The sequence below is a fragment of the Paenibacillus sp. FSL L8-0494 genome (assembly GCF_038003695.1).
GTDB lineage: Bacteria > Bacillota > Bacilli > Paenibacillales > Paenibacillaceae > Paenibacillus_AQ > Paenibacillus_AQ odorifer.
This window is the reverse complement of sequence record NZ_JBBOPQ010000001.1, coordinates 6,777,566-6,795,728: the sequence shown is the minus strand read 5'-3', so window position 1 is coordinate 6,795,728 and position 18,163 is coordinate 6,777,566. Positions and strand designations below refer to the sequence as shown.

Below are 18,163 nucleotides of genomic sequence, written 5' to 3'. Positions count from 1 at the left end.
CTCTTATCCCTTAATGGCGCCAATCATCACGCCTTTGACCAGATAGCGTTGAATGAAAGGATAGACTATCAGAATAGGCAGTGTGGCCACCATCATGGATGCAAATTTAATAGAGTTGCCGGGAAGTCTTGCGCCGAATTGCGCCATAGCTTGCTGCTGCATGAAGGACATAGAGTTCTCCGCAATGATTTTGTACAGCATGGTCTGCAGTGGCAGTAATTCCTGCGAACGGATGTAGATGACCCCCTGGTAATAATCATTCCAATGATAAACGGCTGAAAAAAGCGATATAGTCGCAATGACAGCCATGCTATTGGGCAATACGATTCTGAACAGGACGCCATAGTCTGAAGCACCGTCTACCTTCGCAGACTCCTCCAGGCTATCGGGTATGGTGCGGAAGAAGCTCATGAAAATGACCATATTAAAAAAAGTGTACATAGAGGGAATGATGAATATCCAAAAATTATCATATAAGCCCAGCTTCGTCATCAGAATAAATGTAGGGATCAGCCCGCCTGAGAACAGCATCGTAACCAATGCGATTTTAAGATACAGCTTGCGTCCGATCAGATTAGACTTGCTCATTCCGTAAGCAATAATGGCGGTAAACAACACATGCGTTGCTGTCCCGATCACTGTGCGCAGAGTGGTAATGTAAAAACCGTTCATCATAGTCTTATCATTGAACACAACGCTATAGCTGGCCAGCGATAATTCTTTGGGAAACCAGTTGACGGTGCCCAGGGATGCCTGCTGCGGAGCATTAAGCGAGTTAATGAATACAAACCACATCGGGTACAGTGTTAAAAAGCAAACCGCCAGCATCAGCAGGGTGTTGCAGACCTCAAATACTCCAATTTGCCGAAATCTTTTGCGTCTTTCCATACCTCTGTCCTCTCCCTTCTAAAAAATGCTGTCGCCGGTTAGTTTTTTGGATGTGTGATTGGCCAAAAACAACAAACCTAGCGCCACAATAGAGCGGGCGAACAGGACGGCTGTTGAGAAGGAATGGCGCCCGGAGACCAACCCCATGTTGTAGATATACAAGTCTAGGCTTTCCGCCATCCTCATGTTCATATTGTTCTTCAACATAAAGATCTGCTCAAAGTTACTGCCGAGTATCCCGCTGACAGCGAGGATGAACAAAATAGCGATGGTGGGGCGTATGCTCTGAATGGTGATATGCCACATCCGCTGCCGCCGATTTGCGCCATCCAGCTCAGCCGCTTCGTACAGCCCCGGATCAATGCCGGATATTGCCGCTATGTAGATAATGGCGCTCCAGCCGGTTTCTTTTAACGTATCGGTGAAAAAGGTGATCCACCAAAAGTACTTAGGGTCGCTGTTAAACAGGATTTCGCGTTCCTGGAACCCGAACGCCATCATCAACTGATTGATCACACCGCCCTCGCCCAGCCAATTGAGCGCAATGCCGCCAAAAATCGTCCAGGCAATAAAGTGCGGCAGGTACGAAATGGTTTGTACCGTTCGCTTAAATCGAAGACTCCGTATTTCATTCAGCAGCAAGGCGAACAAGATAGGAATGGGAAAACCCAAGACCAGCTTGATGCTGCTCATTCCCAGAGTATTGCGAATCGAACGCCAAAAACGCTCATCCGTCAAAAAATCCTGAAAATGCTTCAGCCCGACAAACGGTGATTCTAGTAAGGGTTTGGCGATGCTGTAGTCCATAAATGCAATAATGAGCCAGAACATAGGGATATAACAAAAGATAAACATCCAGATGATTCCCGGGATAACCATGCTTTGCAATTGCCACTGCTTAAAAAGCGCTTTCATTTGTTCCGTTCTGTATTGGAACATTTTCCGTGCCCCCTTTCTATTTCATCGTATGAAAAAGCGTATAGGAAAAAAAGCCCATGATTATCGACCCTATCCCATTTTTTTAGATTTGTTTGACCAGCCGCAAAAATTAAGTATGCTGTGATTAAATGAAGGGAGTGTGCAAAGGATGAATAAACCTATATGGGAACAGAATTTCTTAGATAGAAATGCCGATTTAAAGCTATGGAATGTCCGCCTTGGCAACGACTTGTTAGATAATGAGGGTAATCCCATAGACCCAGGTTGGGGCAACGGAGAGCAGCAGTATTACACGGATCATTCCAGCAATCTGTATATCGATGAATTTGGCTTAAACCTGTGCGCGCGCAGCGAATCCATTGAAAAGGATGGGCGCAATTTTGCATATACCTCGGCTCGTTTGGATACAAAGGACCATTTTTCCTTTTGTTATGGCAAGTTGGTTGTGCGTGCAAAACTGCCGGTAGGGCAAGGGGTATGGCCTGCCATCTGGTTGCTTCCGCAGGAACAGGCTTACGGGCCTTGGCCAGCTTCCGGCGAGATTGATATCATGGAAGCCAAAGGCCGCTTGCCTCAGCAAATATCCGGAACACTGCACTACGGAAAGAATTGGGAACATCAAATCGTTGAGGAGTTCTCGCACCATTTTGAAAGCGGAACCATTAATGAATTCCATGATTATGCACTGGAATGGAATGCCAGTTCGATTCGATGGCTGGTAGACGGACATTGCTTTGCCGAGCGTTGCTTGGAGCCAGGCATTATGCCCTTTAACGAGTCATTTTATCTGGTGCTGAACCTTGCAGTGGGCGGCTGGTATGACAATGTAGCGGTTGACGAGACTGCACTGCCAGCGGTGATGACGGTTTCAGGGATATGGCTGTATCCATAATTAAAAATTTTGGAGATGCCCTCTTTTTCGATTTTCAATACCTACATCCCATCTGGTAGAATAGGGAAAACCATATTTCTCTATATTCTAGTAACTTAATTATAAGCTTGGGGAGGTAGACTATGGACAAAGAACTAGTGGCACAGCTGACACAGTGGCATGAAGATGATGAACACCAGAAGATTGTAGACACTCTGATGGAGATTCCTCCAGCGGACAGAGATTACGAGGTAGTCAGCAGTCTGGCAAGAGCGTATAACAATGTGGGATGTTATGAAGAAGCCCTTGAACACTTCGCGAAGATTGCGGAACAAGGGCAGAATGATTATCTGTGGCATTTTCGTGTGGGATATTCCTACTATTATTTGAATCGATATGAGGAAGCGGTGAAAGTGCTGGGTATTGCCCACGACCTCGATCCGGATGATGAGAATACGGCCATGTTTCTGAAATTCAGCCAGCGTAAGCTACGCAAAGAACAACACGCCGCAGCCAGACAGGCAATCAGAGAGCAACATAATGATTCGGGGACGACTGCAACTCCTTTTGAAGGGATGGACCTCTCCGAATTTTGGAAAGATAGCGATTATGCGCTAAAAGAATATGTTTCTGCCCCGCCTACGGATGAGCTGATTACTTCTGTAGAAGAAGAACTGGGTTACAAGCTCCCTGCCTCTTATATCAGTCTGATGAAGCAGCACAATGGGGGAGTGCCTTATAATACTTGTTTTCCCACGGAGGATGCGACCTCATGGGCTGAGGATCATATTGCGATTACGGGCATTATGGGCATCGGACGTGAGAAAAGCTATTCACTCTGCGGCGATCTCGGCAGTCCGTTTATGATTGAGCAGTGGGGATACCCTGACATTGGCGTGGTAATTTGTGATTGCCCTTCGGCAGGCCATGATGTCGTGATGCTGGATTACCGGAACTGCGGGAGGGGCGGCGAACCCGAGGTAATTCATGTGGATCAGGAAGATAATTATGAGATTACGTTTCTGGCCCAAGACTTCGAGACGTTTATACGCGGCTTGGTGAGTGATGAGGAATACGACACCTCTGAAGAAGATAAAGAGGAGGATTTGCGCAAAGTAGCCGTAGGCCAATTCTCACCATTGCTTGCGAAGCTGTGCAGCCATGTGTCTGAGGTAGATCAGCTTGAGCAGAAGATCCGTAAAGTCTGTACCCGAATCGTTGAAGAGAAGGGACACTTCTCCTTTCATGCGGATGAGCTTTCTACTCTGATGTACGATGTGCAGTTCTGGCTATACACAAGTTCTTATCCAAATACAAGCTGTCAACAGTATCTGGATGTATATGAAGAAATGATTGCTTTTGGCGGCGAGTTCGGCCAAGGCGGATATGCTCCCGGCTGGATCAGCGATTGGCTGGATGGCCGAATACGGGAAGGACTGATCGTTCAGGAAAACGAGGTGCTTTGCTTCACAGATCAAGCCCGCTCTGAGGTCATTGCACGGCTGGAAGCGGAAGCTGCAAAATAGGAGACGTTGATTCGGGATTTATTTCCTCGCGGAGCTCGATTGATCACGATAGTATTTAAGGGTCATCCCACAAAGGATGGCCCTTAAACTTGCCGTTTCAGACAGTCACTCCGCATAATAAGCAAAAAAATTAAAGCGCTTACTCGTGAAGTGTTTATATAAAAATGTAATTATTAACATTTTTCGACAACATTCACCTTACTTTTACATGGTAGTTATGATATATTCTGGGCGAATATGGATAACAAAAAAGAGAAAGGGGAATGAGTATGGAAGCATTGGTGTGGACATCCAATCATAAGCTGGAGCTCTGCGAATGGGAAGAGCCGCAGATTGCAGCACCGGATGAAGTCAAGATCCGGATTGAGATGACAGGTGTATGTGGAACAGATTTAGCAGTCATCACCGGGAAAGAGGAGGGGGTTCCAGGGGTCATTCGTGGTCATGAGGCAGTAGGGACTGTAATTCAAATCGGCAGCAACGTTGATCGTGTTAAGGTAGGCGACCGCGTAGTTATCGATCCGAATCAAAGCTGTGATGAATGCTATTTTTGCTTGAAGAAACAGCCGCACCTCTGTACGGGCATCGATGGAAATGGGATGCCTATTGCGGGTTTGAATCGAAATGGGACATTCACTTTTTTTTACTCCACTGCACAAACGTTTGCACACCGTCTTCCCGATCATATGAGCTGGGAGACGGGGGTTTTGATTGAGCCGCTTGCCTGTGTACTGCACAATTTCAAAGAAGCCAATGTCACAGCAGACGACAAGGTGCTCATTCTTGGATCGGGTCCAATGGGACTGTTAAGCCAAATTGTGAGCAAGTCGAAATCTGCGCTCACGGTAGCGACTGAAGTTAATCCCTATCGGCTAGCTTTTGCCAGAGAGATCTCAGATTTTGCTTTAACCCCTGCCCAATTAAATCAAGCTATCGTAGACAAAATCTGTGCGGGACATAAGTTTGATGTGATTATCGATACGGTGGGCACTCAACTCGAAATGGCGGAAAAGTGGATTGAACGTGGAGGCCGCATCGTTCCTTTTGGTATTAATGCGAAGTATCGCTACACCTTTTCCCCTACTAAATTCGTGCAGCATGCAATAAAAATTATAGCAGCAGGTGAATACCGCTACATGTTCGAGGAAGCTTTGCGGTTTGCCGCTGAAACTCCTGAAATGGAGAAACTAGTGACTAGAAAAGTTAAGCTCAGTGAGCATGAAGCAGCGATAGACGAGTTGATCGGCTATGAATTGAACTCTTTGAAGGTGGTTGGAAGTGAAACCGTTAAGACGGTTTTTGTTCCCTAAACGTAAAACTACATTCAATGAGAGGTGGCACTGTTAATGAGCAACGACAGCAAATTCAGATTAATTCAAGACTACTTGTCTGCACACAAGGCCAAAGACGTAGAGCCAATTTGGATACCCGCAGTGTGGAATGAGTGCCAATATGAGCGTGTTCTCTTAGAAAAAGAGGGTGAAATTTGTGTACACCCGTATGATTTTTTGACAGATCATTTGAATTATGTGGACAGGCTTTCGTGGAGATATCTGCTTAAGGAACGTACAAATCTGGACGATAGCGCGATCTATTCTTCGCTTATTCGCTATTCGACCGCTTGGGATTACAACCATGACGGAAAAATTGAATCGGGTACTTTTTTAAGATTCTTTATGCTTCTGCCGCTGCTAAAGAAAATGGGCATCAATATTCTGTACATGCTTCCAGTTAACCAGTATAGCAAATTGAATCTGAAGGGGGATATGGGGTCCCCTTACGCGGTGCAATCGTTATTCCATTTGGACGAGAACCTGCATGATAGCCTATTGGATGATATGGAGGAGTTTACGATCCACGATGAGCTCAGCGCTTTGGTAGAGGCTTGTCATTTACTTGATATTAAGACTGTTGTTGACTTCATTCCCCGTGTGACGGCGAAAAACAGTGCGTTCATTACCGAGCATCCTGAATGGGTGTATTGGATCAAAATGGATGAATTAGAAGGCTTTGCGCCGCCCGCGATTCCCCAGCTTGGATTTTTTGAGGAGTGTACGCCGGACAAATTGGAGACGGTCTACCGCAGCCAGGAGACAGCAGTATTTCTGCGGAAGTTCACGCCACCGCCCAATGAACTCCATCCAATCCTTTGGCAGCACTTGAAAGAGAGAGCTGCTAAAACAGGAGATGAGCTATTAACTTTGGTAGAGCAAGAGATGGGGATAACGACTGCTCCAGCGCATTCGGATTGGATAAATGATGTGCAGCCGATTTGGACAGACATTACGTTCTTACGCCTCTACCAGGATTTCTCTCCGCAAGTGAGACATCTTATAAGTCCGGATCAGGCGCCATATGTCCTTTTTGATACGATTAAATGCAATGACTACCCGGGAGAGGAGCCGAATCTGGAGCTGTGGGATGTTCTGGAGGAGGCAGTACGGGTTAATCTCGAAAAATATGGGATTGACGGCTTCCGTATCGACATCGGACACGTGCTTCCTATTCCGTTGTTGACTCGTATTTTTGAAACGATTAAAGAGATGAATCCAAATGCGATCTTAATCAGCGAAGATTTGTTTAATCGCAACCACAAGAAGGCAGCAAACACCGGCTATAACATTATGCTTGGCAGTGGATGGAACGTCATGTCACAAATTACTAAAGAGAATCTCATTTCATTCTTAGAAGAGCTGCCTGAGTTGAATATTCATGTATTTGCCTGTGCAGAAACAGCAGATACTCCTCGGATCACCAGCCGTGGCGGTGTAGAGGTTGCTCGGATGATCGCGGTATTTAATCAATTTCTTCCGAACGCAATTCCATACGTGACGACGGGTTATGAAATGAATGAGGAGCAGCCGCTCAACTGTGGTCTTGGAGACAACACGAACGGAGAGGAGATTTCCCGAGCTTTTTTTAACGTTATGCAAATTAATTGGACCAATCCTACACCGATGCTGCCGCTGTTGGCGGAGCTAAGTGAACTCAAGAAAGATTGGCGCCACCTAGTGAAGCCGGAAAACTTTTTCGTGGCTCAATCCCCGGAAGGTATTGTTCTGTACGGGTATATGCAAGGGGATGAAACGCTGCTGTGCTGCTTTAACTTGAGTGCTGATGCTTTCTGCCAAGTTGATTTGAAGGTTGCCGTACCTGGCCGATGCCCAATGACGGTAACACTGGATAGTTCCTTAACGGGTAGCAGCGTAGGTCAGGCGTTCGATTGCTTGCTGCTTGCGCCTAATCAGGCTTTAGTGCTCGTAAACAATCATAGACAATTTAGGTAAGGGAGAGAGGCTGCAATGGAAAAGAACAATAAGGAAGTCGTGGTATGGCATGAGTTTGATGGTCCGGGAGATACCTCGATTGAGGTGCTGGAGGGAATTTGTAAGCTGTATACAGAGCGCTTCGGCGTACAAATTACACCACAAGTGATGAATATTACGGAGCTGACTGCGCGCCTGAACCAAATTAAGGACACCCAGCAAGGTCCGCATCTGGCGATGGTTCCTGCTGACATGTCCTCCTATGTGGAGAACGGTCTTTACTCCGAAGTACCGGGCGGGCTATTTGACGATACGCTGACTGAGGGAGCCCTTTCAACGATGCAAATGAATGGTGTTCAGTATGGTATCCCTGTATTGCGGGGTAATCATCTGGTTGTGTATTACAACCCGTTGATTTACTCTAGTGCGCCGACGACATGGGACGTGTTCGAAGAGGCAGCAGAAAAGTTATCCGCCCAAGGTATCATACCGATTGGAGCAGACTTACAGCAAGGCTATTGGTTTATTCCGTTCCTTACAGCTTTCGGCGGTTGGCCTGTACAGAATGGAAAGCCGAATATCGTCACCTCTGAAATGAAGCAGGCGCTTCAGTTTATTCGCGACAAGATGGATCAAGGCGTGCTCGTCAGTCTCGACGGCTCCACAGGACTGCTTGAGCAGTTCATTGACGGTAAGATCGGCGCCATTATTTGTGGCGAGTGGATTTATAACCATCTAGATAAACATATGAACAATAGGCTTGCGGTTTGCCAGCTTCCGAGCATCGAAGGGCGGCAATCATTATCCATGTCTTCTTCTATTGGCCTGATCTACCCTAATCATTCATTAACGTCCGAGGAGCGGGAAGATATTTTATCATTCACGCGCTTTATGCTGAGTGACGAATGCCAAACTATGTGGACGCTGGGTGTACAGCGGATTCCGGCTCAGGAAGAGGTGCTGAACCATCTAGCTGCCTCTGCTGCGCCTAACAAAAAGATGATTTTATCGCTTTTGGATCACTCACGGCCGATGCCGACTTATCCCTTCATGATCCATGTATGGGAGGCGTTAAATGCGGGTCTTATCGAGCTGCCCTTGAGCAATCCTGAACAAGCATTGAACAAAATAGAACAGACTATTCAAGCCTCTTGGGGCGCATTTAAAAGCTAATTAGAGATGGGGAGAGCCAAATGAAAACAACGATATTCAGCCAAATTTCTATTGATGGAAAGCTCACTATGGGCGCTGGTAATTCGAGTAAAGAGCTTTTTTCTTTATTTTCCAGTGAGGATATGGAATTTATTCATCTATTCCGGGGGAAGGTGCAGGGAATTATGGTCGGCAAAAATACAATTTTGACGGACAATCCCTTCCTTACTAATCGGTATGAGGAAAATAAAAATCCAATTCGTATCATTCCGACAACTACCTTGGATATTCCGCTAGATTGCAATGTACTCTCGGACCAAGGGAAGACGATTATTGTCACGACCGAGAAAGGACGGGATGAAGAAAAAATCAAACAGATCCGGCAAAGAGGAAAGGAGTGCCTTATCTGCGGCGAGGATAAAGTAGATTTTGTGGAGCTTGAACGTCAGTTGGAGGAGAACTATGGGATTACCAGTCTGATGGTCGAAGGCGGCGGATTCTTAAACTGGCATATTTTCAATCAGGATATCGTCGATGAGATTATTCTAATGCAGCTTCCAATCATCGTAGGCGGCTCCACAAACATTACTTTAGTGGATGGAGACGGGTATCAGCAATTGAACTTTGCGAAAAAGTTCAAGGTTGTAGAAATTCAACCAAAAGATAACTACACGCTCATGCGCTACAAAAAGGTGATCTAACCTCAAACTAAGTCATAGACTGCGAATGGCTATAAGTTCTGGAAAAATCGAGAATATGGGGGTTGTGAACGATACATGTCAGAGAAAGAAGATTTCTACAAAAGTGTGTATAAAATCGCTGTGCCCGTTACGCTTCAAAGCTTGCTGATGGCATTGCTTAATTTGACGGATCAATTGATGGTTGGGCAGCTGGGAGATGTGGCAATTGCCTCGGTGGGGATGTCGACCAAAATATACGGGATCATCGCGGTTGTCTTGGCCGGTTTATCGACGGGTGTATCCATATATGCAGCCCAGTTTTGGGGAAATAAAGATTCCAAAAGCGTCTCTCAAGTACTGGGTCTCGGACTGATCACTGGCTTTGCGTTCTCGTTCCTGTTCTCTGCGGCTGTCTTTATCGATTCGCCGCTCTTTCTGAGCCTATTCACTACAGACATGAATGTAATAGAAGAGGGTTATATCTTTCTCCAGATAATGTCGATCGGTTTTGTGCCTGTCATGCTCACGATGATGTATTCCGCGATTTTACGCAGTACTGGCCATGCCAAATGGCCGATGTATGTAAGTCTAATTGCAGTTGGCTTGAATATTATACTGAATTACGTACTTATTTACGGTCATTTCGGTGCTCCTGCGCTTGGTCTGAAGGGCGCTGCCATTGCTACTCTTATCTCTAGGGTCTTCGAATGCTTGTTGATCATTGGTGCCGTGTACCGGTATCGTTTACCGGGAGCTGTCGGGTTAAAGAACTTATTCATTGTTCCTAAACCGCTCATTCGCAAGTTTTTTGGAACGACCTATCCGCTGCTACTGACTGAATTAATCTGGGTATTGGGCGAAACAGCATATGCGATTATTTATAGCCGTATGGGGACGATGGAAATGACTGCGATGACCATTACCTTCCCACTTCAGGGTCTTTGCATTGGCCTATTATCGGGTCTGGCTAGTGCAGCAGGGGTAATGGTTGGCAACCGTTTGGGTGCGAATGAATCTGATATCGCACTCGATCATGCGAAAAGGTTCATTCGTCTAGGCATCATTATCTCTCTGATCGTCGGGGTTATCATTGCGGCAGGCTCGAAGCTGTATGTCTCTGCGTTCAATATCTCCGAGGACGCTAAACAAATGAGCATGTATATCGTTATCGTGTTTGCTGGATTTCTTTGGGTCAAAGTATCCAATATGATTATAGCCGGCGGTATACTAAACAGCGGAGGAGACAGCAAGTTCGTATTCGGCATGGAGTCTACCGCAACGTGGCTGATAGGAGTCCCATCCGGGCTGTTGCTGTCATACATTTGGAAGCAACCTGTCTACCTTGTGTATCTCGTCATCTCGCTGGAGGAGGTTGTCCGCTTTGGCATCGGCTACGCCCGGATTTACTCCCGTAAGTGGATGAGAAATTTAGTTAGCGATCTGGCTGAAAAAGCTATGTAACATACGACCTGATTGAATCGATGCGGAGGATTAATCTCCCCCTAAATTAGATATCTCTTCACTTAACAATGCAAAAGGTACTGCCTCAAGGTAGTGCCTTTTGCATTGTTTTTTAAATATCCAGTTGTTAACTGCCAAGTATCTTAACCACTACGTTTTAAAGCACTAGTTACTTCGTTGACGGTTATTTTGATCATAAAGTAGAATTTTTACGTCGAAGAAGTAGCAAAAAACCACCAACTTACATTGGTGGTTTACGATCCATATAGTATTATTTCAATTCAATCTGTCCTTGTTCGGTTCCCCAGAACCCAGTTTGGACATTCAAAAGAAAGCCAGTCATATCTTCTGGGATTTCAAATACTACATTGCCTGTTTGAGCCAATCCAGGATTGATTCCTTCATATAAAAAATAGTCTCCGGAAGTAGTAATCAACGTTGATGGGTTATACGTAACTTCATCTTTTAGGAGCTGAAAGTATGATGAGTCTGTGGTAATCATTTTTTTACCAGCATTTTTAACAGTTACATTTACTACTAGGAAAATACTTCCGTCAGCACTAGGTGAGTAGGATAAGTAATTTCCATCTTTAATTTCCTTGGTAGTAGTTACCTTGTTAACTTTAAAAACAACATCGCCAACTTGTAATTCTTCTCCTTTTTTTGCTAGTTTTTTCGCATCTTCTTTTGAGGTGCCCTTTGTTTCTACAGAGTTTGCGGTGGTATTAGATTTGCTAGTTGTGTCGTTTGAACTATCCTTATCTTTAGCAAATATACCAATGACAATGATTAGTACAATTAAAGCGATGAATCCCAGACACCCGATTTTAAAAATCTTTTTCAAATAAAACCCTCCCAATTAGGTAATTTGAACCATTATGTGTACTATAAATATATCGGAAATTCCAGAAAATTCTTTATAAGGATTATGCTTTTTTTGAAAAAAATTGTTTATAAGGAAAGTTGAGTAAACCGATATGCCTTTGAGTAGTTTCTTGGTAAGTTTTTAATAGTATTAGTGCAGTGTTTGAATATTTCTCGGGAGCCGTAGATGAGAGAAAGATAGGCCGCACTCCATGAAGGAGAGCGGCCTATTTCTTTTTACATTTACTTAGGTTGCTTACGTCTTCTGAGATAGGCCCAGATCACAAATACTGCTGCTAGAGCAATAATGGCGCTAATGGTGATAGACCTTGTTAGGTGATTATTATAGTCCGCGTAATACGCGGAAGCAATGGTTTCCCAACCATCCTGCTCGTCATCGGAAAAGTCGTTCTGCATCGTCTGCAACACGTCTATTAAATGTTCTGGGGTTTGAGGCTCTATATTAGTGGTTAGTCCTTTAGCTTCTGCCGATGAGGCTTGTTGTGGAACAATGATGAATTCCTGATTGTCTTTCTTGAAGGCAGCTATATATTCGTCGCGCTCACGGATTAGTATGGGCTCACTCCCTTCACCCTCAGCCTGTAGAGATTCAATAACATAGGCCAGAGTATCAGGATTCCCTCCAAACTCAGTAACTTGATAGGACCCGTTTGAATCCTTTTGAATGATCAATTTAGATTTGGGTATCCCGCCCGATAAAATAAGAAACTCCCAGATCTCTTGGGGTGTGACCGTTTCAATCAGACTATTGGAAGCTTGCCTAAGCTTAGCGCCATCAATAAAATGAATTTGCATTCCTTCGCCTACGGTAATTTTACTAATCTCTGCTTCATTGTTGTAACCGTATCCTTTAGGGTCTTTAGAAAGCCCTTCTCTAATCAATGTTAATCCTTCTTTATTCGCAAAAGAAATAACATCTTCAGCTACGGCCTGAGCCCATGCAGGCAAGGGAAAAGTCAGAAATAATAAAAATAAAGCTATGGTTAACAACAGCATTTTCTTAATGGGAAGCCCTCCTAAAAAATATTTGCTGAAGCCATGAATTCCCCATCTCCAGGTTCTATCGTAGTTTAAATTTACCATATATTAACTATTTTTTGAAGTTTTAATGGTTTCATAAATCTAAAATAGTTTATGGACTGTTCAACAAATTTTGTGAGTGCTGCAGAGGTGATTTTATAGGATCAACTCCGCAAGACGATGAATGCCCTGCTCGATCGCTGCCTCATTTACTTTTGCAAACCCTAATACCCATCCTTTTCTTTTGCTATCCAAACAATAGGGCCCAAGAGGGTACACACGTATTCCATGTTGTAGGGCTAACTTTGTCACAGCTTCTTCGTCGAATGTTTCCTCAGCTTCTAATAACATATGTAATCCAGTTTCTACTCCACTGAGCGTGAAGCGCTCCCCTAAACCGCTAGCCATAATAGCTTTTGCCATGACCTCGTGTCTTCGCCGGTACACATTTCTGACTCTTCGCATATGGCGCATAAAATGACCATTTTTAATGAAGTGGGTTAGTGTTAGCTGATCCATAATCGGAAGATGACGGTAAGTCAGCTCCTGCACCTTCGCTAGCTGAGCAATCGCCTCGACTGATCCAACAATAGCCGAAATACGAATACCTGGTGCAATCATTTTAGAGAAACTCATGAGGTACAAAGTATTATTAGATGCCTGACTAAACAGCGTTGGCAGCGGCTCCCCGCGATATCGAAATTCACTATCATAATCGTCTTCAATGATCCAAAATCGTTCTTGAACGGCCTTATACAGCAATTGTTGCCGGCGGGGCTCCGACATAACGACCCCTACTGCGCACTGGTGGGAAGGGGTGGCAAAGACCAGCTTGGATTGCGGGTGAATATGTTCAACCACTAGACCATACTCATCAACGGGAACGGGTACCACATTCATACGGCGGTATCTCATTGCCATCCAAGCAGCTGGGAAACCTGGATCCTCTACTGAGACAGTGTCCCCATCAGCTAAAAGTGACTGTGCGATTAAGTCAATACTATGCTGAGCTCCTGAGGTCAACAGAATCTGATTGGTTTGGACATGTATGCCCCGTTCAAGTGATAAATAACGCTGTATTTGCTCACGTAATGGTGTGTACCCGTAGCAGTTACCGTAAGCCCAGCTTGATAAATCCATTTCAGCGGATGCCTGGAGCAGCGATTGCCGCCAGTTTTTTTGAAATTGTTCATCCAAATAGGGTTCATGGGGACTGAAATCAATATCCACTTCTAGCTGTTCTTTACCTCTGAACCAGTCATGTAATTGATCAACAGCTGAGTCTAGCAAGGAGAGTGACGGAGGTGTGGGGCCCTCTGTTTCTATTTCCTTCGTGGACATAGTGACTTGCTTCCACGTACTAACTCGCGTCCCTCCCCGGCGGGAGGTAACTGTATAACCTCGACTTAACAATTCCTCATAGACGATCTGTATAGTTGAGCGGGAGACACCTACGATGTGCGCAAGTTCGCGGGTAGGAATCAGTAATTCTCCTGGTGCCCAGACTCCGCTAGTAATATTATGAATCGCTTGATCAAGCAATTGCTGCCAGATTGGTCTCTTATCATTGCGAATTACTTTCATCATCGTACATACCTCCAAATAGAAACTCCAATCATAAAAAACGAATTATGGATTGCTCTAAACAGCGAATTTTGGATATTTTAATACAATCCATTCATTGATATACTACCGTAACAACGCTGGTATCCGCAATTTAAATAAAAGGAGAGATTCGATATGAATTCGGTTCGTTACAAGACCAGGGAATGCTTAGATCAAGAGAAGATTGAAAGGTTCCTTCACCAAACGAGATTAGGTTATCTGGGGTTGGTTGATGGGAACCTCCCTTATGTTGTGCCACTTAATTATGTATGGACTGAAGGGAAACTGTATATTCACGGGGCTGGAGATGGAAGACGTAATCAGGTCATGCGTGATAATCCGGAGGTATGTTTTACGGTATGTGAGGAATACGGAACTATTACAGACCCGGTACCAGCCAAAACGGATACAGCTTATATGAGCGTAATGATTTTTGGACAAGCAGAACCGATTTCAGATTTGGATGAAGCCACACACGTACTTCAGGAATTGATCAATAAATACGTACCGGGTTATTATAATCGCCCCTTGTCCAAGCAGCATGTGGAAAAGTATAGATCGGCTGTATTTGGCGGTCCGGTTCAAGTTTATCGGGTAATTCCGCATCATATCACGGCAAAAGAAAGTCCTATTGAAGCAGAAAAAATGTATAAAAGGAGTTGAAAATGATATTTTTAATGATTGACGAAAGCTCATAAGTATAACAAAAGCCACTCCGCTAAGGAATGGCTTTTCTTCATTTACTCTGCAATTACTAGTTACAACTGAGGTTCCTTGCTAACTAGGTTTGCTTTCTTTTCAATCATGAGCTTGTTTTTCGTGGGCATAAATAATGTTATAACAAATGCGGCAATGGATAAAATCATCATGAAGTAGTAGGCGTCACTTGCTCCAAGAATCGATGTAAGGGATTTAAGGATCTCAGGAGTAGCGGAGGGATTATTCTGCATCAGTGTAGTTGCATGACTGGTTGCCTGCACTGTATAAATTGTAATTACGACAGCAGTACCAATGGCCCCGGCAATTTGGCGAACGGTATTATTCACAGCTGTACCATGAGTGCCAAGTTGTTTGGGCAACGCATTTAGTCCGGCTGTATTGAGTGGCATAGTAATGAAGCTTAATCCAATTCGCAGGCCTATGGTACGAATCATTAGATAAGTATACGTGGTCGATTCAGATAAATCTGTTACCGCCCACATAGATGGAATAATAAACAATAGGCCAATGATGAACAGCGGTTTCGCACCGAAACGGTCGTATAATTTACCGGTGACGGGTGACATGAACGCATTTACGAGTGCGCCCGGCAACAATAGTAGTCCTGCATCAAATGCTGTAAACCCGCGACCATTCTGCAGATAAATAGGCAATAAAATCATATCTGCGTACATCATCATCGTGATTAATACGTTAATAAGAGATGTCATCGTAAACACTTTATTTTTGAAGACCGACAGGTTTAGCAGTGGATCATCAGATTTGACTTGTCGAAGACAGAATACGGCTGTTACCACGACCCCAATCCCTAAGGTCAGGATCACGATTACATCATCCCAGCCTTTACTTCCTGCACTACTGAAGCCGTATAAAATTAAGCCGAATCCGACGGTTGATAAAAGAACACTTACCACATCAAGCTTCGACTTAGACGTCTCAGATACATTCACTAAATACTTGAACGCCAACGTTATAACAATGAGGACAAGTGGAATAAGCCCGATAAATAACCAGCGCCAAGAGTGGTATTCGACAACAAAACCCGCGAGCGTTGGCCCAATAGCAGGAGCGAATATCATCGCCAGCCCAAGCAGTCCCATAGCGCTGCCACGTTTTTCAACGGGGAAGATCGCGAGCACAACACTCATCATGAGCGGCATTATAATCCCTGCACCGGCAGCTTGGATCATCCGTCCGATTAAGAGTAGACTAAAGCTCGGCGCTGCTGCACAAATTATAGAACCGATTAATAAAAATGACATGGCACTTATAAATAATTGCCGTGTTGTAAAACGTTTCATTAAATAGGCCGTAATCGGAATCAAAATCCCGTTGATCAGCATAAATCCTGTTGAAATCCATTGTACGGTTGTTGCTGTGACATCAAAAACATCCATCAAACTACTTAAGGCGACATTTAAAAGCGTCTGATTGAGTGTGGATAAGAAACAACCAAAGATTAAGATGGTTAATAAGATCCCTTTATTTATGTTCTTAGTGTCTTCTTGCATGTTGCAGTCCTCTCTTCATTGCTTTTTCGACATAGTGTCAATAAAATAAATCATATCAGGATTTAAAAAGTATTCCTATTTGCAATTTTATTGAAAATGTCGACTAATCGACAGAATAGGCAAATTAGTTGATGAAAGGCCATTTAAACGATAATAGAGGGATGAAATGACTGAACATAAAAGAGTTGACCCACGAGCCATTCGCTCAAAAAAGATGTTGAAAAACGCTGTTTTTTCATTATTGTCCGACAATGTGGAGATTTCGCAATTGACCGTCCAAAAAATCGCCAACCGCGCGGAACTAAATCGCGCAACGTTTTATTTGCATTATGAGGATATTAACGATTTATTGCGCCAGATCGTACATGAAATCTTCGATGACCTATCCATGAAGGTTGAACCGCTATTACAAATGAAGAGCAACAACGAACAGGAGCAGCTGATCACCTTTTTAAATTATTTTTTTGAATACCGGAAAGTTTTTGCTGTATTGATTGAGCATAAAGGCTTCAAAAACCACTTGACCAACCTGTTAAAAAATACTGTCGAAAAACGAAGAAACGCGAGGAACATTGACTCTACTAAGGAGGTAGTCTCCGTTGATATTATTGCAGCCTCACTACTGGGGATTATTATGTGGTGGATTAAGGATGGCAACCAATATAGCGCTGAATACATAGCGGGGCAAATTACCTTGATGTATAAAAGAAGATATTTATAAGGGCTTTTATGATATATTCAAGTAAAGTTTGAGTCCCTAGCCAATATTCATAAAAAAGGAAGTGCGAACAATGGATTTAGAAACGGTCATGCAAGAGCTTGAAGCTCTCGGCAAGGAACGCACCAAGAAAATATATCTATCCAATGGCGCGCACGAACCGCTTTTTGGTGTGGCCACAGGCCAGATGAAGCCTATCTTCAGAAAAATAAAACATAATCAACCCTTGGCCGAGCAGCTTTATGCTACGGGAAATTACGACGCTATGTATTTTGCCGGGGTGATCGCGGAGCCTAAAGCAATGTCAGAGTCGGATTTTGAGCGGTGGATTGCTGGGGCTTATTTCTATATGCTATCGGACTTTGTGGTGGCAGTAACGTTGGCGGAGACGGATATTGCGCAAGAGGTTTCTGATAAATGGATTGCAAGTGATATAGAGTTGAAAATGTCGGCGGGCTGGAACTGTTACTGCTGGCTGCTCGGAAATCGCCCGGACAGTGAATTTTCCGCAGAAAAATTGGCCGCTATGTTGGAGCTTGCTAAAAATACGATTCATGATGCCCCTGAACGAACGAAATACGCAATGAACAATTTCATCTACACTGTGGGCGTATCCTATCTGCCGCTTCATGATAAAGCGGTTGAGATTGCAAAGGAAGTTGGCCCGGTGGAAGTCCATACCGGTAGTACAAAAAGCAAGATTTTGAATGCTTCAATTAATATTCAAAAGGCAGTTGATAAATCGCAGCTGGGCTTCAAACGAAAACATGTAAGGTGTTAGTCAGTCATGGAGTGCTAAGGAGAGCGTATTGAAGGTTGTGCCTGCAGACAGAAGAATTGGCGGCTTGGCTGACAAGCCCTTAATTGTGTGCAATAAAAGTTAATGGAACAATAATAAAGCGGTAATTAATGTTATTGACA

At 44.1% G+C, this 18,163-nt stretch carries 16 protein-coding genes; 10 read left to right on the top strand and 6 right to left on the bottom strand.

The window, feature by feature from the left end; all coding sequences use genetic code 11:
- Positions 1–3 precede the first annotated feature (3 nt).
- Together NYE35_RS30635 and NYE35_RS30630 are read right to left on the bottom strand one after the other, a co-directional pair.
- A complete protein-coding gene (locus NYE35_RS30635; protein WP_038573901.1) occupies positions 4–888 on the bottom strand; it encodes a carbohydrate ABC transporter permease in 885 nt (294 codons plus the stop codon).
- Between the two features lie 18 nt (positions 889–906).
- The gene (locus tag NYE35_RS30630) at positions 907–1,827 is read right to left on the bottom strand and encodes an ABC transporter permease (RefSeq protein WP_036682380.1); all 921 of its coding nucleotides are present in this window, start codon (positions 1,825–1,827) and stop codon (positions 907–909) included.
- Between the two features lie 148 nt (positions 1,828–1,975).
- On the opposite strand from NYE35_RS30630, the gene NYE35_RS30625 reads away from it, so the two are divergent.
- The 7 genes from NYE35_RS30625 to NYE35_RS30595 all read left to right on the top strand — a co-directional run bounded on the left by NYE35_RS30625 (position 1,976) and on the right by NYE35_RS30595 (position 10,783).
- Positions 1,976–2,719 carry a glycoside hydrolase family 16 protein gene (locus tag NYE35_RS30625; RefSeq protein ID WP_051491236.1) on the top strand — a complete coding sequence of 248 codons (744 nt, stop codon included), beginning with the start codon at positions 1,976–1,978 and terminating at the stop codon, positions 2,717–2,719.
- A 122-nt stretch (positions 2,720–2,841) separates the two neighbouring features.
- A complete protein-coding gene (locus NYE35_RS30620; RefSeq protein WP_341122391.1) occupies positions 2,842–4,224 on the top strand; it encodes an SMI1/KNR4 family protein in 1,383 nt (460 codons plus the stop codon).
- A 263-nt stretch (positions 4,225–4,487) separates the two neighbouring features.
- The gene (locus NYE35_RS30615) at positions 4,488–5,534 is read left to right on the top strand and encodes a zinc-dependent alcohol dehydrogenase (protein ID WP_232061488.1); all 1,047 of its coding nucleotides are present in this window, start codon (positions 4,488–4,490) and stop codon (positions 5,532–5,534) included.
- A gap of 36 nt (positions 5,535–5,570) precedes the next feature.
- Positions 5,571–7,511: an alpha-amylase gene (locus NYE35_RS30610; RefSeq protein ID WP_341122389.1), complete on the top strand. Its 1,941-nt coding sequence runs from the start codon at positions 5,571–5,573 to the stop codon at positions 7,509–7,511.
- A gap of 15 nt (positions 7,512–7,526) precedes the next feature.
- Positions 7,527–8,663 (top strand): sugar ABC transporter substrate-binding protein, encoded by a 1,137-nt coding sequence (locus NYE35_RS30605; protein WP_076222410.1) that lies wholly within the window; start codon positions 7,527–7,529, stop codon positions 8,661–8,663.
- Positions 8,664–8,683: 20 nt separating this feature from the next.
- The gene (locus tag NYE35_RS30600) at positions 8,684–9,343 is read left to right on the top strand and encodes a dihydrofolate reductase family protein (protein ID WP_076222409.1); all 660 of its coding nucleotides are present in this window, start codon (positions 8,684–8,686) and stop codon (positions 9,341–9,343) included.
- Between the two features lie 75 nt (positions 9,344–9,418).
- On the top strand, positions 9,419–10,783 hold the full coding sequence (locus tag NYE35_RS30595) for an MATE family efflux transporter (RefSeq protein ID WP_076222408.1): 1,365 nt from the start codon (positions 9,419–9,421) through the stop codon (positions 10,781–10,783).
- A 271-nt stretch (positions 10,784–11,054) separates the two neighbouring features.
- Here the strand turns inward: NYE35_RS30595 and NYE35_RS30590 are convergent, their stop codons facing one another.
- The 3 genes from NYE35_RS30590 to pdxR all read right to left on the bottom strand — a co-directional run bounded on the left by NYE35_RS30590 (position 11,055) and on the right by pdxR (position 14,275).
- On the bottom strand, positions 11,055–11,627 hold the full coding sequence (locus NYE35_RS30590; RefSeq protein ID WP_052097390.1) for a DUF4352 domain-containing protein: 573 nt from the start codon (positions 11,625–11,627) through the stop codon (positions 11,055–11,057).
- Positions 11,628–11,890: 263 nt separating this feature from the next.
- Entirely contained in the window at positions 11,891–12,751 is an 861-nt protein-coding gene (locus tag NYE35_RS30585) for a hypothetical protein (RefSeq protein WP_143758638.1), read from the bottom strand.
- A 93-nt stretch (positions 12,752–12,844) separates the two neighbouring features.
- Entirely contained in the window at positions 12,845–14,275 is a 1,431-nt protein-coding gene (gene pdxR, locus NYE35_RS30580; protein WP_038573889.1) for a MocR-like pyridoxine biosynthesis transcription factor PdxR, read from the bottom strand.
- A 153-nt stretch (positions 14,276–14,428) separates the two neighbouring features.
- On the opposite strand from pdxR, the gene NYE35_RS30575 reads away from it, so the two are divergent.
- Entirely contained in the window at positions 14,429–14,956 is a 528-nt protein-coding gene (locus tag NYE35_RS30575) for a pyridoxamine 5'-phosphate oxidase family protein (protein ID WP_038573887.1), read from the top strand.
- A 95-nt stretch (positions 14,957–15,051) separates the two neighbouring features.
- Here NYE35_RS30575 and NYE35_RS30570 read toward each other — a convergent pair whose 3' ends face one another.
- Entirely contained in the window at positions 15,052–16,524 is a 1,473-nt protein-coding gene (locus NYE35_RS30570) for a DHA2 family efflux MFS transporter permease subunit (RefSeq protein WP_036682358.1), read from the bottom strand.
- A 166-nt stretch (positions 16,525–16,690) separates the two neighbouring features.
- On the opposite strand from NYE35_RS30570, the gene NYE35_RS30565 reads away from it, so the two are divergent.
- The gene (locus NYE35_RS30565) at positions 16,691–17,245 is read left to right on the top strand and encodes a TetR/AcrR family transcriptional regulator (protein ID WP_036682356.1); all 555 of its coding nucleotides are present in this window, start codon (positions 16,691–16,693) and stop codon (positions 17,243–17,245) included.
- A 70-nt stretch (positions 17,246–17,315) separates the two neighbouring features.
- Positions 17,316–18,023: a DNA alkylation repair protein gene (locus NYE35_RS30560; RefSeq protein ID WP_076296980.1), complete on the top strand. Its 708-nt coding sequence runs from the start codon at positions 17,316–17,318 to the stop codon at positions 18,021–18,023.
- The last annotated feature ends 140 nt before the right edge of the window (positions 18,024–18,163 follow it).

What these genes read in the sequence shown, in the direction of transcription:
- NYE35_RS30595 (WP_076222408.1), top strand. Translation starts at nt 9,419, where the DNA reads ATGTCAGAGAAAGAAGATTTCTACAAAAGTGTGTATAAAATCGCTGTG.
- NYE35_RS30615 (WP_232061488.1), top strand. Translation starts at nt 4,488, where the DNA reads ATGAGTATGGAAGCATTGGTGTGGACATCCAATCATAAGCTGGAGCTC.
- NYE35_RS30625 (WP_051491236.1), top strand. Translation starts at nt 1,976, where the DNA reads ATGAATAAACCTATATGGGAACAGAATTTCTTAGATAGAAATGCCGAT.
- NYE35_RS30600 (WP_076222409.1), top strand. Translation starts at nt 8,684, where the DNA reads ATGAAAACAACGATATTCAGCCAAATTTCTATTGATGGAAAGCTCACT.
- NYE35_RS30565 (WP_036682356.1), top strand. Translation starts at nt 16,691, where the DNA reads ATGACTGAACATAAAAGAGTTGACCCACGAGCCATTCGCTCAAAAAAG.
- NYE35_RS30605 (WP_076222410.1), top strand. Translation starts at nt 7,527, where the DNA reads ATGGAAAAGAACAATAAGGAAGTCGTGGTATGGCATGAGTTTGATGGT.
- NYE35_RS30610 (WP_341122389.1), top strand. Translation starts at nt 5,571, where the DNA reads ATGAGCAACGACAGCAAATTCAGATTAATTCAAGACTACTTGTCTGCA.
- NYE35_RS30630 (WP_036682380.1), bottom strand. Translation starts at nt 1,827, where the DNA reads ATGTTCCAATACAGAACGGAACAAATGAAAGCGCTTTTTAAGCAGTGG.
- NYE35_RS30575 (WP_038573887.1), top strand. Translation starts at nt 14,429, where the DNA reads ATGAATTCGGTTCGTTACAAGACCAGGGAATGCTTAGATCAAGAGAAG.
- pdxR (WP_038573889.1), bottom strand. Translation starts at nt 14,275, where the DNA reads ATGATGAAAGTAATTCGCAATGATAAGAGACCAATCTGGCAGCAATTG.
- NYE35_RS30570 (WP_036682358.1), bottom strand. Translation starts at nt 16,524, where the DNA reads ATGCAAGAAGACACTAAGAACATAAATAAAGGGATCTTATTAACCATC.
- NYE35_RS30620 (WP_341122391.1), top strand. Translation starts at nt 2,842, where the DNA reads ATGGACAAAGAACTAGTGGCACAGCTGACACAGTGGCATGAAGATGAT.
- NYE35_RS30585 (WP_143758638.1), bottom strand. Translation starts at nt 12,751, where the DNA reads ATGGTAAATTTAAACTACGATAGAACCTGGAGATGGGGAATTCATGGC.
- NYE35_RS30635 (WP_038573901.1), bottom strand. Translation starts at nt 888, where the DNA reads ATGGAAAGACGCAAAAGATTTCGGCAAATTGGAGTATTTGAGGTCTGC.
- NYE35_RS30560 (WP_076296980.1), top strand. Translation starts at nt 17,316, where the DNA reads ATGGATTTAGAAACGGTCATGCAAGAGCTTGAAGCTCTCGGCAAGGAA.